Origin of the sequence: Pseudoduganella namucuonensis, assembly GCF_900116645.1 — a bacterium.
Taxonomy (GTDB): domain Bacteria; phylum Pseudomonadota; class Gammaproteobacteria; order Burkholderiales; family Burkholderiaceae_D; genus Rugamonas; species Rugamonas namucuonensis.
Window position 1 is genome coordinate 176629 of the sequence record NZ_FPBO01000004.1, and the last position, 14198, is coordinate 190826.

Consider the following 14198-nt stretch of genomic DNA (forward strand, 5'->3'; position numbering starts at 1 on the left):
CAATTGTAATGCATCAAGCGGGGACCGTGGCCTGCCCCTCCAGCAGGCGCTGGATCTCCTCCGGAGGTAGCGGCCGGCCGAACAGATAGCCCTGCATCTCGCGGCAGCCGTTCCGCAGCAGGAAGTCGCGCTGCGCCCCGGTCTCGACGCCCTCGGCGATCACCCGCAACTGCAACTGGTGCGACAGCGAGATGATGGCGCGCGCGATGGCCTGGTCGTCGGCGCTGCTGTCCAGGTCGCGCACGAAGGACTGGTCGATCTTCAGGCAGCTGATGGGGAAGGACTTCAGCGCCGCCAGGCTGGAATAGCCGGTGCCGAAATCGTCGATCGCCAGCGCGATGCCCATCCGCTCCAGCGCGCGCATCTTCTCCACCGACTCCCGCAGGTCCCGCATGACCAGGCTCTCCGTCACCTCCAGCTCCAGCCACTCCGGCTCCAGCCCGCTGCGCTCCAGCGCCCGCTGCACGCGCTGCACCAGGCGCGCCTCGTCGAACTGGCGGGCCGACACGTTGACCGAGATCGTCACCGGCGCCAGCCCCGCGTCGCGCCACGCGCGCGCCTGGCGGCAAGCGGTCAGCAGCACCCATTCGCCGATGTCGACGATGGCGCCGCTCTCCTCGGCCAGGGGGATGAACTGGTCCGGCCCCACCACGCCGCGCTGCGGATGATGCCAGCGCAGCAGCGCCTCGACGCCGAACACGCGGCCCGTCTCGACGTCGACCTTGGGCTGGTACAGCAGCCGGAACTGCCGCTCCGCCAGCGCCGTGCGCAGGCCCTCCATCAGCGCCAGCTTGTGCTCCAGCGAGGCGTTCATCTCGTGCGCGTAGAACTGGCAGTTGTTCTTGCCGGTCTCCTTGGCGCGGTACATGGCCGCGTCGGCGTTCATCAGCAGCGTGTCGGCGTCGCCGCCGTCGCGCGGGTAGACCGCCACGCCGATGCTGCAGCTGACCTGCACCGGCTGGCCCTCCAGCGCCACCGGCCGTATCACCGCCTCGCGCAGCTTGTCCAGCAGCAGCGCCAGCGGCCGGTCGCCGTCGCCGGCCTGCTGCTCCGGCAGCACCAGCACGAACTCGTCGCCGCCGAAGCGGCCCACGGTGTCGTGCCGCCGCACGCAGCCCACCATGCGCGCGGCCACCTCCTTGAGCAGCGCGTCGCCGGCGTTGTGGCCCAGGCCGTCGTTGATCAGCTTGAAGCCGTCCAGGTCGATGAAGGCCACCGCCACCGCGCGGTTGTTGCGCTCGCCGTGCAGGATGGCCTGCCGCAGCCGGTCCGCCACCAGCGAGCGGTTGGGCAGGCCGGTCAGGGTGTCGTGGTGCGCCATGTGGACGATGCGCTCCTCGGCCTGTTTGCGTTCGCTGATGTCGCGCACGATGGCCACCACGCCGCCGTCCACGCCCACCACCTGCCAGTGCAGCCAGTCCGCGTGGAACTGCGGCATGCTGTTGCGCAGCTCCTCCTCGTGCACGCCGCCCACCCGCGTGATGTGGGCCAGCGTCTCGAAGATGCCGTTGCCGCGCGCGTGCGGCAGCCAGCCGCACAGGGTCATGCTCTGCAGCTGGTGGCGGCCCAGGCCCGTCAGCCGCTCGGCGCGGCTGTTGACGGCGGTGATCTTGAAGTCGGTGACCACGCCGTACCGGTCGCGCACGCCGCGCAGCGCGAAGAAGGCGTCCATATTGGCCTCCGACGCGGCGGCGTAGGTCTCCTGCGCGCGGCGGATGCGGCGCCGCACCTTGGCCGCCTGCCAGATCCAGTACCACAGCAGGGCCGCCATCAGCACCACGGCGGCGCTGGCCACGCCCGCCTCCCACAGGCTGGCGCGGCGGCGCTGCTCGAACATGGCCAGCTGCTCGCGCTCGGACAGGCCGGCCAGCGCGGTCAGCGGAAAGCCGTGCAGCGGGCGCGCCACCGTGTAGCGGGACACGCCGTCCCACGAGCTGGCGGCCGGCGCGCCGCCGTCGCGCGCCAGGTCGATCCTGCGGCCCCACATGACCTTTTCGCCCACCCGCAGCGCGCGCACCATGCCGTCGTTGCCCACCAGCGCCAGCACGCCGGCCTCGCCCTGGCGGCGGCGCTCGTAGCCGCTGGTGAAATAGGCCGGTTCGACGGCGATCGCCACCACGCCGGCGAAGCCGCCCTCCTCGTCCTCCAGGCGGCGGGAGAAATCGATCCTGGCCTCGCCGCTGGCCTCGTCGCTCCGCGCCGGCCCGGCCATGGTCGCGGCGCCCTTGTTGCGCTGGTGGTGCAGGAAATACGGCCGGCGCGCCACCGAGGCCGGCCCGGCGGCCGGGTTGCGCGCCACCACGCGCCCGTGCGCGTCGGCGATGGCCACCGCGAACACCAGTCCGGGCGGCAGCAGGCCGTGCTGGTTCAGCTCCGTCAGCGCGCCGGCCGCGCCCTTGCGCTCGACCGCGTAGGCCATCACCCTCAGCGACTGGTCGATCGCGCCCAGGTTGCGCACCACCTGCGCCTCGTAGGTGTCGGCCAGCTCGCGCACCGAGTCGGCCGCGGCCGCACCCGCGGCCTGCCGCTCCAGCGCGATGAAATGCAGCGTGAAGGCCCAGATCGCGGCCAGCAACAGCGCCGCGAACAGCGGCAGGGCGACGTGGGTCTCCAGTCCCATGCGCAGCCAGCGCGCGCGCGCCGACTCGCCCCGCTCGCGCGCGCCGGCGTCCATCAGTTCACCACCAGCACGGCGCGCACGCTGGCGTCGAGCGCGGAGCGCTCGATGTAGCCGATCAGCGCGGGATTGTCGGCCACCAGCCTGCGCACGGCGGCGCTGCCGGGCGCCTCGCGCGGCGGCTGGCCGCGCCCGGTGAAGATCATCTTGGTCCAGTGGGCCTTCATCAGCGCCGGCGAGCGCGAGGCCACCTTGGCGTAGAACTCGTCGCGCAGCGGGGAGCCCAGGTACTGGTCGATGGCCACCGCCTCGCCGCCCTCGGGGTAGCGTCCCGCCTCGGCCAGGAAGATGTCCGCCACCTCCCGCGGCTTGAGCGAGGTGACCGCGCTGCGCGCGGAGACGATGACCACCAGCTCCGCGCCCAGCGCCGCGCGGGCGGAGCCGGCCAGCAGGGCCGCGAGCAGGAAGGCGAGCGGACGTCGCGCCATGCCGCCTCCCCTAGAAGACGAAATCGAGCGACACGCTGGTCACGCCGAAGGCGCGGTCCGAGCGGAAGCCGGGTTGGACGTCGATCAGCATGCCGTTGGTGCCGTCCCTGGGTCGCACGCGGTCGTACTGCAGCTTGAGCGCGGCCGACGGCAGGAAGTCCCAGCGCACCCCGGCGCTGGCGGTGCTTTGCGCGCCGACGCCCCTGAGCGCGGCGTTCAGGCCCGCGTTCAGCGCGGCGGCGGCGGCGGCGGCCCCCGGCGGCAGGCCCTCCAGCGGCAGGCCGGCGATGGCGGTCGCGGTGTTGGCGCGCACCATGGCGCGGGTCGCGTACGGCGCCCACGCGCCGAGGCGGTAGCCGCCGCTGACATAGCCGGCCGTGCGGTCGCCGACGAAGGAGCGCGTGTTGATGCGCGCCACCTCCGCCATCAGGAACCAGTCGCCCGGGTCGTAGCTGGCGCCGACGCTGCCCGCCGTGGTGCGCTTGTCGATCAACTCGTAGCGCCCGGCCAGCGCGGCGCCCGCCGGGCCGAATCGGCGCAGGCCGTCGGACAACGGCCGCGTCAAGTCCACCGACACGGACGCCCGCAGCAACACCGCGCGCACGCTGAGCGGGCCGCGCGTGGCGGTGTTGGAGAGGCCGGCGATGCCGCGCGCCTTGGCGTAGCGGTCGTCCTGCACCTCCTGCCTGGTGCGTCCCGCGAACACCTGCGTGCGGTTCTTCACGTCCCCCAGGGTCCAGCGGTAGGCCGCGTCCACCCCGTCGCTGTGGCTGATCGGCATGGCGCCGTACATCTCCACCGGCGGCCGCACCCATGGCAGCGCGTAGCCGGCCTTGCGGTAGTCGCCGGCCAGGAACAGCGGCGAGGCGATGCGGCCCACGCGCACGCCCAGGTCCGGCGTGGCCTGGTATTTCACGTTGGCCCACTCCACCCGCGGCGCGTAGTCGTGGGTGGGCGCGCGTTCGGCCACCACCTGCAGCACCGCCGACCAGTGCGCGTCCAGCTCCACGCCCAGCTGCGCGCCCAGCCGGCTGTCGACGTCCGCGCTCCAGCGGCGGTCGCGGCCCGCGCGGCCGGGATTGAGCACGCTGGCCGTGAAATTGGCCTGGCGCTCGTTGCTGTGGGTGAGCGCGGCGCTGCCGAAACCGCCGAAGGTCCAGCGCGCCGCCTCCTCGCGGTGGTCGGCGCGCGCGGGCGCGGCCAGCAGGGCCATGGCGGCGCCGGCCACGCCGGCCATGCCTGCCACGCGCGCGGCGCGGCGCGGGGATACGGGTGCTTTCTGCATTCAGGGACTTTCTGGCGAATGACGCAAACGGTTACCCGGCGGTCGGACGGCGGCGCGTGATCAAGGTGTCGGGAAAGGCGTGGCGGCAAGGGCCGGCGCTCAGATTCTCACACTTTATAACAGCGGTTTGCGACTGTCGATAAATTTCCCGAACGAACTTTTTATTTCGTTTTAACAAAAAACAAGATGGCTGGAAATGCCACGCGGCACCGCTTATGCGATATAGTGGACATTCAAGCAACGATAGCCGCGCCGCGCCCACGTTTTCCCAGTGACAGTCCCCCGCCTCCTCCTCCACGCCGCCGCGACGGCGCTGTTCGCGCTGCATTCCGGCTGTCCGGCCGCCCCGCCGGGGCCGTTGCTCTCCGACTACACCCACACCGCCTGGGGCGGCCTGCAGGCCGCGCCGGTGGACGTGCTCAAGTTCGCCCAGGGTCCGGATGGCTGGCTGTGGATGGCCACGCCGACCGGCCTGTACCGCTACGACGGCGTGCGCTTCGAACGCGCCGACGCCGTGCACGGCCGGCCGCTCCACTCCAGCAACGTGCTGGGCCTGATGGCCGGCGCCGACGGCGCGCTGTGGGTGGGCTACCGGCTGGGCGGGGTGACGGTGTTCCGCCCGGACGGCGCGCGCACCTTCATGGAGGCCGAGGGCCTGCCCGGCGGCGCCGTGTTCCACATCGCCGCCGCCCCCGACGGCGCGGTGTGGGTCGCCACGCGCGACGGCCTGGCGCGGCTGGCGCCCGGCGCGGCGCGCTTCGAGCCGCAGGGCAAGGAGGTGGGGCTGCCCGAGCGGCGCATCTTCCAGATCCTGTATGGCCGCGACGGCACGCAATGGATCGCGGCGCTGGCCGGCGTGTACTTCCGCAAGCCCGGCGAGACGCGCTTCACCCACGCCTGGCCGCGCAAAACGCTGATGGCCATGGCCGAGGCGCCGGACGGCGCGATCTGGGCCGCGGACGCCGGCAACCATTACCACCGGGTCGCCACCGCGCCCCCGGCCGGCCCGGCCGGCCCGGCCGGGCCCGGGTTGACCGGCACCGGCATGCACTTCGGCCGCGACGGCGCCATGTGGCTGCTGCGGGCCGACGGCGTGGAGCGCAAGCTGGACATGTCCCGCCGCGCCGCGCCGGCGCAGCGCCTGACGCGCCAGAACGGCATCAGCGGCCCGCTGCCGCAGGCCTTCTTCCAGGACCGCGAGGGCAACGTCTGGATCGGCACCTCGGCCGGCGTGGACCGGCTGCGCCCCAACCGCCTGGCCACGCTGCCGGTGGACGCGCCGCTCGACCATCCAGGCATGGTGCCGGGGCCGGACCGCGACGTCTGGGTCGGCGACTACGCCGGCCACGTGCGCAGCTTCACCGCCGCCGGCGCGAAGCGGGTGGAGATCGAGGGGCCGCTGTCGGCCTCCTTCAGGGCGCCCGACGGCACCCTATGGATAGGCAACGAGCGCTGGCTGCACCGCCGCGCGCCCGGCGGCGCCCTGACGCGCTTCGCGCCGCCCCCCGGCGTGCGGGGCCTGGACCCGCAGGCGATGCAGCAGGACCGCGACGGCGCGCTGTGGGTGTCCTTCTCCGGCGGCGGCCTGTTCCGGCTGGCCGACGGACGGTGGACCAGGCACGGCGGCCTGTCCGGCTTCCCCGCCGCGCTGGCGATGACGATGGCGCTGGACGCGCGCGGCGCGCTGTGGATGGGCCACGCGCGCAACCAGGTCAGCCTGGTCGAGCACGGCAAGGTGCGCGTGCTGGGCGCCGCCGAGGGGCTGGACCTGGGCACGCTGCTGCAGCTGCGCGCCGACGGCGAACTGATGTGGGCCGGCGGCGAAAGCGGCACGGCCCTGTACCGCGCGGGCCGTTTCACGCCGCTGCGGGGACGCGGCGGCGAGGCCTTCCGCGGCGTGTCCGGCATCGCGCGCACCGCCGACGGCGACCTGTGGCTGCACGGCGCGGACGGCATCCACCGCGTCGGCGCCGCCGGCCTGGCGCGCTGGATGGCCGGCGCGGACGCCGAGATCGAGTTCGAGCGCTTCGACGCGCTGGACGGCCTGCGGGGCACCGCCTCCCAGCTGCGCCCCAACCCCTCGCTGATCCAGGCGCCGGACGGCCAACTGTGGTTCTCCACCGGGTCCAACATCGCCATGCTGGACCCGGCCCGCATCCGCCGCAACCCGCTCGCGCCGGCCGTGCTGATACGGGACGTGACGGCCGCCGGCCGCCACTACCCGGCCGGGGGCGGCGCGCCGCTGGAACTACCCAAGGGCAGCGACAGCCTGCAGGTCGCGTTCACGGCGCTGAGCCTGTCCATGCCGGAGCGGGTGCGCTTCCGCTACCGGCTGGAGGGGGTGGACCGCGACTGGCAGGAGCCGGTGGGCCGCCGCGAGGCCTTCTACACCAACCTCGCCCCCGGCGCCTACCGCTTCCAGGTGACCGCGGCGAACGAGGACGGCGTGTGGAACAGGGAGGGCGCCACGCTGGACATCCGCATCCCGCCCAAGTTCGCGCAGACGCCGTGGTTCGCGCTGCTGCTGGCGCTGGCCGGCGCCGCGCTGGCCTACGCGGCCTACGCGCTGCGCATACGCCACCTCACGCGGCGCATGCGGGAGCGGCTGCGCGAGCGGCTGGCCGAGCGTTCCCGCATCGCCCGCGCGCTGCACGACACGCTGCTGCAAAGCGTGCAGGGGCTGATCATGTCCTTCCACGCGCACACCCATTTGCTGCCGGAGGGCACCCGCGAACGCGCGCGCCTGGACCAGACGCTGAACCTGGCGGACCGGCTGCTGGTGGAGGGCCGCGACCAGATCATGGACCTGCGCGCGGCGGCCTCGCCGGATGAACTGGGCCTGGCGCTGCGCGAGTTCGGCAAGGGCCTGTCCGAGCACCGGGCGCACGCCTTCGAGGCGCACGTCGGCGGCCGGCGGCGGCCGTTGCAACCGAAGGTGCAGGACGAGATCTACGCGATCGCGCGCGAGGCGCTGTTCAACGCCTCCCGCTACGCCGAGGCCGGGCGCATCACGCTGGAGCTGGACTACGACGCCGACGTGTTCACCCTGCGCGTGCGCGACGACGGCCGCGGGCTGGACGAGGCCGTGGCGCGGGCCGGCCACCGACCCGGCCACTGGGGCCTGGTGGGCATGCGCGAGCGCGCGGCGGGCATAGGCGCCACGCTGCGGCTGCGCAGCGAACCCGGAGCCGGCACCGAGATCGAGGTGGCGCTGGCGGCGGAACTGGCCTACCTCGCCGGGCGCTCCGCCCTTCGCGGCGATGGCCGCCGCCGCGGCCCGCTGGCGCGCTGGCTGCGCCGCTAGGCGGGGAAAACAACAACGTATTTGTGCTCGCGGTACGCAGCCAGCGCGAGGCCGGCCACGCCAGGTCGTGAGGAGCGCGCGGCGGATCATCCGCGGCATTCTTCGGAGCGGCCTAGTAGCGGAAAAGCAGCGGCAAGGCGGGCCGGAAATCGTGCGCGAGGCCGCGGACCTCGTGGTCGAAGCCGATTTCAATCAGGTGCCGCCCGCCCTCGCGTATCGACACGGCACCACTCTCGACCGCCGCCAGCGCCGCCGCCGACCCGCCTTCGGCCCCGGGCATCGTCACGGTCAGCGAGGTGATCTCGCGCAGGCCAGCCGCGTGTTCAAGCGCCTGCCGGCGCTCCGGTGGCGCCTCCACTGGCGGCGCGCCATTGGACAGGAAGAACCACATCGGCTCCGACGGCGGCACGTCCCGGCCGATGTCGATGCTCATGCCGGCCGGCAGATACGCGGGACGGTAAGCCCAGGCGGGAAAAGGCGCCGGCGTCTCGCTGCCCGACGGCCGGAAGCAAATCCCGAAGGGCGAGACGCCCCGCGTCCCGGACAGGCGTTCGTGCAGGCCGGTCGGCCGCGTCGATTCGCTCACGATCTCCCGCTCATCCGCGATCCAGAGCAATTCGATGAACGCGTTGCGGAAGAAGAAGCGGCGGTTCGCGGTGCCTTGTCCGGGATGCCGGTTGCCGGTCCCCTCGGACAAGCCAAACACGCGCAGCAAATCGGCCTCCGGCGCGCCGACGCCCGCGCGGATGAATACGTGGTCTACCTTCAATTCGCCCCGGCCGCGCAGCCATCCAGTTTGTCCGGCGCCGGCGACTGATAGCCCACCTGGCCGCCGCACAGCGAGTACGCCACGCGCACCGGCTGCCCGTCCGGCCGGCTGATCCTGGCCGTGTGCAGCAGCCGCCCGGGCTTGCCATCGGCGAACAGTTTGATGACGGAGATGCCGCCGGCTTTCGCGGGCGGCGTGACTTCCACCACGCCGCCGACGAGCTTCAATTGACGCGTGTCGCCACCCACGGGAAGCGACAGCGCCTGGGTCTCCACGCCGTGGTCGTTCCGCAGCGCGATGCTATAGCCGAGTTGCGGCGGGAGTTCGGCCGCCCGCGGGTTGGACAGCGCCAGCAACGACAGCGACGCGACGAGAGCGGCGGATTTACGCATGATGTTCCTTTGTTTTTTCGCCAAGGCGGGACCGCCATGATCATCGATTTCAACGTCGGCCGCAATCATCGATTCGCGAAATCCCGGAGCAGCCGGACATACTCCGGACTCAGCGAAATGGTGTTGTGCCCGGTCCCCGGAACGATACGCAGCGTCGCCACCGGCGACGGGAAGCTGGCCAGCAGCGATTCCGTGCTCGCGCGCGGGATGACTTCGTCGTGCTCGGCCGCCAGGATCAGCGTCGGCGCGGCGACCCTGGGCGCATACCGCCAGGATTCGAATTTGTCCCGCAGCAGCGTGCCGACGGGGATGTAGCCGAACAGCCGCGCGGCCAGCGTCTGGACGCTGTCGTACGGCGTCACCAGCACCAGCCCGGCGACGGGACGCCGGCTCGCCACTTGAACCGCCACGCCGCTGCCCAGGCTGCGGCCCATCACGATCACGCTCCCGTGGCGCGCGCGCGCCTTGTCGAACAGGACCAGCGCGTCGGCGACCAGGGCCCGCTCGGTGGGGCTGCCGGTGCTGCCGCCATAGCCCCGGTAATGCATCAGGTAGATGGCCCGCTCGGGAAACGCGGCCGCCAGGTCGGGCAGGCCGAGGTTCACGTCCTCCGCGTTGCCGCCGAAGTAGACGAGCGCCCGCGCGCCCTGACGATCGCGGACGGTGACGCGCAGCTCCGCGCCATCGACCGGCAACGCGACGACGTCCGCGCCTTCGACGGGCGACGCCGGCGGCGGCATATAGATCAGCGAGCGCTGGAACACGAACAGCGCGGCGCACAGTCCGAGGTAGCCCAGCGCCGCGAGCGCGGCGAGCTTGCCGGCGAACGCCAGCACGGCCGCGAGTCGGGGATTCACCCCGCCGTCCCCGCGGGGAGGCCACGGCGACGCGCGCCGCGCCCCGGACCGGCGGCGCGGCGGCCCGCGCTACTTCTTCTGCCAGTACGAGAACTCATGTTCGTAGCAGGTGGTGTCGATCTCGGCGATCTTGTCCTGCATCGCGGCCTGGGCGTCCTGGATGGCCTGGTTGTACACGCTGGGACCGATCTCCCGCAGGCAGTAGTCGAGGAACAGCCTGGCCTTCAGCTCGCCCACCTCCTCGTCCAGGTTCTTGGAACAGTAACGCTGGATGGAGCCCACCAGCCGCTCCTCCACTTCCTTGCTCAACTTGATCGCCATGTATTTCCCTATTTGCCGCCGCCGACCGTGATGGTGGTGGCCGTGATGTAGGACGCCGCCGGCGACAGCAGGAACACCACCGGTTCGGCGATCTCCCCCGGCTGTCCGACCCGGCGCATCGGTATGTTCGGCGCCGCGCGCGCCAGGCGGCCGGCGTCGCCGCCGCGCGCGTGGATCTCGGTCTCGGTCATGCCCGGCGCCACGCCGCACACGCGTATGCCCCGCGGCGCCAGCTCGCGCCCCAGTCCCATCGTGAACGCCTCCACGGCCGCCTTGCTGGACGCGTAGTGCACGTAGTCGCCGGCGCTGCCGCTGGAGGCGGCGGTCGACGAGATGTTGACGATCACGCCCGCCGCGCCGCTGCGCTGGAAGGACGCCACCGCCGCGCGGCAGCAGTCCATCAGCCCCAGCACGTTGACGCGGAAGACGTCGGCGATGACGGCGGGATCGGCCCGCATGAACGGCCCCAGGCCGCCCGTGATGCCGGCGTTGTTGACCAGCGCCGTCAACGGCCCCAGTTCGCGCTCGGCGGTCTCGAACAGCCGCGCCACGTCCGCCGGCGCGCCGACGTCGCCCGGCACCGCGATCGCCTCGCCCCCGGCCGCGACGATCGCGTCCACCACGCCCCGCGCGGCGGCCGCGTCGCTCAGGTAGTTGACGGCCACCGCGTAGCCCTCGCGCGCCGCCGCCAGCGCGGTCGCCGCGCCGATGCCGCGCCCGGCGCCGGTGATGATCACTACCTTTTTCATGCGCCCCCCTATGCCGCTTGCGCCTCGCCGTCGACCGCCACGCGGTCGCGGCCGGCGCGCTTGGCGGCGTACAGCGCCTGGTCCGCCGCGCGCAGCAGCGATTCGGCGTCGGCCAGGCGGTCCTTGTCGAAGCTGGCCACGCCGATGCTCATCGTCACGTGCGGACGGACGGCGGCCGGCGCGTGCGTGATCTCCAGCGCGGCGATGCAGGCGCGGATCGCCTCGGCGTGCTGGCGCGCCTGCTCCGGGCCGGTGTCCGGCAGGATGGCGGCGAACTCCTCGCCGCCGTAGCGCGCCGCCAGGTCGGCCGAGCGCTGCAGCTTGCCGGCGAAGGCCTCGGCCACCATGGTCAGGCAGGCGTCGCCCTGCTGGTGGCCGAAGTGGTCGTTGTAGGCCTTGAAGGAGTCGATGTCCATCAGCAGCAGCGACAGCTCGCCGCCGTGGCGCTGGGCGCGCCCCAGCTCGCGCTGCAGCGCCACGTCGAAATGGCGGCGGTTGGCGATGCCGGTCAAGCCGTCCACGTAGGACTGCGCGCGCAGCGACTCGGCCTGGTCGCGCAGCATGCGCTCGCGGCCCACGGTGGTGCTGACGTCGCCGATCTCGATCAGGCAGTAGCGCTCCTTGCCCTCGCTGAACGGCGTCACCGCCACCGACTGCTCCATCCGCTCGCCGCCCCAGGTGCCGGCGGGGTACAACGGGAACGGCGTGCGGTTCAGCGCCTGCGGCAGCTGCGCCGGCAGGTTGTTGGCCAGCGCGCTGTGGATGGCCTGCTCCAGGCGCTGGCCCAGCAGGTCGGGGAACTGCTCGAACAGGTCGACGCCCTCGACCCGGCTGGCGGACAGGCCTGAACGGCTGGCCATCCACTGGTTCCACAGCACGATGCGGCGGCGCGCGTCCAGCACCACCAGGCCCAGGTTGGCCAGGCCGAGCACGCGCTTGAACAAGTTGGGATGCTGCGGGAGGACCGGCGCGGCGCGCTGTGCGGCTGCGCCCTGCGGCGTGATCGTGTTGTCTTGCATGCGGATTTTCCAGGGGCCAGGCTGCTGGCGGCGGCCAGCGATCGTGACGGGAATTATAAGCGCTGGCGCGCCGCTTGCGGACCTCATTCGCCGAAGGTGTCCATGATCAGCCCCCGCAGCCACTGGCCGCCGGCGTCCTGGCCGTAGCGGCGGTGCCAGAAGATGTTGGTCTGCAGTTCCGGCAACGCCAGCGGCGGCGCGATCCACGCCAGCTTGAACGGCGCCGCCGCGCGCTGCGCCAGCTTCAGCGGCACGGTCACCACCAGGTCGGCGGTGGAGACGATGTAGGGAATGGCGGTGAAGTGCGGCACCCGGTAGCGCGACGCGGCCTGCACGCCCGCCTCGCGCAGCAGCTCGTTGATGCGGTCGTAGGGACTCTCGGCCGAGGCCACCAGCAGGTGCTCGGCGGCGAGGAAGCGCTCCAGCGTCGGCTCGCCCTGCCCCAGCGCGTGCCCCTGGCGGAACATGCTGACATAGGGCTGGCGGAACAGCAGGCGCTGGAACAGCGCCTCGGACGCGTCCTCGAACGCGCCGATGGCCAGGTCGATGCGGCCGGCCTCCATCTCCTCCCTCAGCGCCGCCGTCCCGGCGCGCACCGAGCCGATCTCGACGCGCGGCGCCAGCGCCCTGCAGCGCTCGATGAGCGCCGGCATGAAATACACCTCGCCCACGTCCGTCATCGCGATGGCGAAACGGCGGCGGCTGGTGGCCGGGTCGAAGCGGTCGCGCTGGTTCAACGCCAGCGCCACCTGCCCCAGCGCGGCGCCCACCGGCTCCGCCATTTGCTCGGCGAAAGGAGTCGGCTGCATGCCCTGCGCGGTGCGCACGAACAGCTCGTCGCCCAGCGCCCGGCGCAGGCGCGCCAGCGCGTTGCTGACGGCGGACTGCGTCAGGCGCAAACGCCTGGCCGCCGCCGAGATCCGGCGCTCGCGGTAGACCTCCTGGAACACCACCAGCAGGTTCAGGTCGATGTCGTGCAGCTCGAGCATGAGTCCACCATAATTTACAATGTGAATATTCTACATTTTTATATTCACATCGTAAAATCCGCGCCCATCCCCTAAAGTGTAGCCATACCGTTCAGAGGAGACAGCATGACCGCGACCACCGCCTACCAATCCGGCTTCGGCAACGAATTCGCCACCGAGGCGCTGCCGGGCGCCCTGCCCCAGCACCGCAACTCGCCGCAGCGGGTGGCCCACGGCCTGTACGCCGAGCAGGTGTCCGGCACCGCCTTCACCGCGCCGCGCAGCCACAACCGCCGCTCCTGGCTGTACCGCATCCGTCCGGCCGCGATGCACGGCGCCTTCGAGCGCATCGACAACGGCCGCCTCGTCGGCCGCTTCGACCATCCCGCGCCGCCGCCCAACCAGCTGCGCTGGGACCCGCTGCCCATGCCGGCCGCGCCCACCGACTTCATCGACGGCTGGACCACCATGGCCGGCAACGGCGCGCCCGAGGCCCAGGCCGGCTGCGCCATCCACCTGTACGCCGCCAACGCGGACATGCGGGGCCGCTACTTCTACAGCGCCGACGGCGAACTGCTGATCGTGCCGCAGCGGGGCCGCCTGCGCATCGCCACCGAACTGGGCCTGGTCGAGATCGAGCCGCAGGAGATCGCCGTGATCCCGCGCGGCATCCGCTTCCAGGTGGCGCTGCCGGACGGCGAGGCGCGCGGCTACATCTGCGAAAACCACGGCGCGCTGCTGCAATTGCCGGACATGGGGCCGATCGGCTCCAACGGCCTGGCCAACCCGCGCGACTTCCTGACGCCGACGGCCGCCTACGAGGACCTCGAGGGCGACTTCGAGCTGGTGGCCAAGTTCTGCGGCAACCTGTGGCGCGCGCGCATCGGCCACTCGCCGCTGGACGTGGTGGCCTGGCACGGCAACTACGCGCCCTACAAGTACGACCTGCGCCACTTCAACACCATCGGCTCGATCAGCTACGACCATCCGGACCCGTCGATCTTCCTGGTGCTGCACGCGCCCAGCGACACGCCGGGCGTGAGCACGCTGGACTTCGTGATCTTCCCGCCGCGCTGGCTGGCGGCGGAGAACACCTTCCGCCCGCCCTGGTTCCACCGCAACGTGGCCAGCGAGTTCATGGGCCTGATCCACGGCGAATACGACGCCAAGGCCGGCGGCTTCGTGCCCGGCGGCGCCAGCCTGCACAACTGCATGAGCGGCCACGGCCCGGACGCCGGCACCTTCGACAAGGCCAGCGCCGCCGACACCAGCACGCCGCACAAGGTGGACGCCACCATGGCCTTCATGTTCGAGACCCGGCACGTGATCCGCCCGACCGAGCAGGCGCTGCGTTCGCCGCAACTGCAGGGCGACTACCAGGCATGCTGGGCCGGCATCCGCAAGAACTTCAAGGCCCCGGCATAAAAAG

The 14198-nt window shown here is 72.2% G+C and carries 12 protein-coding genes; 2 read left to right on the plus strand and 10 right to left on the minus strand.

Going from position 1 to position 14198, the window contains the following annotated elements; translation table 11 throughout:
- Window positions 1–13 precede the first annotated feature (13 nt).
- The 3 genes from BM436_RS06375 to BM436_RS06385 are packed head-to-tail and all read right to left on the minus strand — an operon-like array spanning window position 14 to window position 4390.
- Entirely contained in the window at window positions 14–2674 is a 2661-nt protein-coding gene (locus BM436_RS06375) for a bifunctional diguanylate cyclase/phosphodiesterase (RefSeq protein ID WP_093554658.1), read from the minus strand.
- On the minus strand, window positions 2674–3105 hold the full coding sequence (locus tag BM436_RS06380) for a phosphate ABC transporter substrate-binding protein (protein WP_177306999.1): 432 nt from the start codon (window positions 3103–3105) through the stop codon (window positions 2674–2676). Before BM436_RS06380 ends, BM436_RS06375 begins: the two co-directional genes overlap by 1 nt.
- 10 nt (window positions 3106–3115) lie before the next feature.
- Window positions 3116–4390 carry a hypothetical protein gene (locus BM436_RS06385; protein ID WP_229489396.1) on the minus strand — a complete coding sequence of 425 codons (1275 nt, stop codon included), beginning with the start codon at window positions 4388–4390 and terminating at the stop codon, window positions 3116–3118.
- Window positions 4391–4661: 271 nt separating this feature from the next.
- Here BM436_RS06385 and BM436_RS06390 point away from each other — a divergent pair, with 271 nt between their 5' ends.
- Window positions 4662–7694 (plus strand): sensor histidine kinase, encoded by a 3033-nt coding sequence (locus BM436_RS06390; RefSeq protein ID WP_229489404.1) that lies wholly within the window; start codon window positions 4662–4664, stop codon window positions 7692–7694.
- Between the two features lie 112 nt (window positions 7695–7806).
- Here BM436_RS06390 and BM436_RS06395 read toward each other — a convergent pair whose 3' ends face one another.
- The 7 genes from BM436_RS06395 to BM436_RS06425 all read right to left on the minus strand — a co-directional run bounded on the left by BM436_RS06395 (window position 7807) and on the right by BM436_RS06425 (window position 12790).
- On the minus strand, window positions 7807–8463 hold the full coding sequence (locus tag BM436_RS06395) for a VOC family protein (protein WP_093554659.1): 657 nt from the start codon (window positions 8461–8463) through the stop codon (window positions 7807–7809).
- Window positions 8460–8924, minus strand: a complete 465-nt coding sequence (locus tag BM436_RS06400) for a hypothetical protein (RefSeq protein ID WP_143132993.1) — start codon at window positions 8922–8924, stop codon at window positions 8460–8462. The genes BM436_RS06395 and BM436_RS06400 overlap by 4 nt, the downstream gene beginning before the upstream one ends.
- Entirely contained in the window at window positions 8921–9712 is a 792-nt protein-coding gene (locus tag BM436_RS06405) for an alpha/beta hydrolase (protein WP_229489415.1), read from the minus strand. Before BM436_RS06405 ends, BM436_RS06400 begins: the two co-directional genes overlap by 4 nt.
- Before the next feature lie 69 nt (window positions 9713–9781).
- The gene (locus BM436_RS06410; protein ID WP_093554661.1) at window positions 9782–10033 is read right to left on the minus strand and encodes a DUF2164 domain-containing protein; all 252 of its coding nucleotides are present in this window, start codon (window positions 10031–10033) and stop codon (window positions 9782–9784) included.
- An 8-nt stretch (window positions 10034–10041) separates the two neighbouring features.
- On the minus strand, window positions 10042–10782 hold the full coding sequence (locus BM436_RS06415) for an SDR family NAD(P)-dependent oxidoreductase (protein WP_093554662.1): 741 nt from the start codon (window positions 10780–10782) through the stop codon (window positions 10042–10044).
- An 8-nt stretch (window positions 10783–10790) separates the two neighbouring features.
- Window positions 10791–11801 carry a diguanylate cyclase domain-containing protein gene (locus BM436_RS06420; protein ID WP_093554663.1) on the minus strand — a complete coding sequence of 337 codons (1011 nt, stop codon included), beginning with the start codon at window positions 11799–11801 and terminating at the stop codon, window positions 10791–10793.
- A gap of 83 nt (window positions 11802–11884) precedes the next feature.
- Window positions 11885–12790, minus strand: a complete 906-nt coding sequence (locus BM436_RS06425; protein WP_093554664.1) for a LysR family transcriptional regulator — start codon at window positions 12788–12790, stop codon at window positions 11885–11887.
- A 105-nt stretch (window positions 12791–12895) separates the two neighbouring features.
- Here BM436_RS06425 and hmgA point away from each other — a divergent pair, with 105 nt between their 5' ends.
- A complete protein-coding gene (hmgA, locus tag BM436_RS06430) occupies window positions 12896–14194 on the plus strand; it encodes a homogentisate 1,2-dioxygenase (RefSeq protein ID WP_093554665.1) in 1299 nt (432 codons plus the stop codon).
- The last annotated feature ends 4 nt before the right edge of the window (window positions 14195–14198 follow it).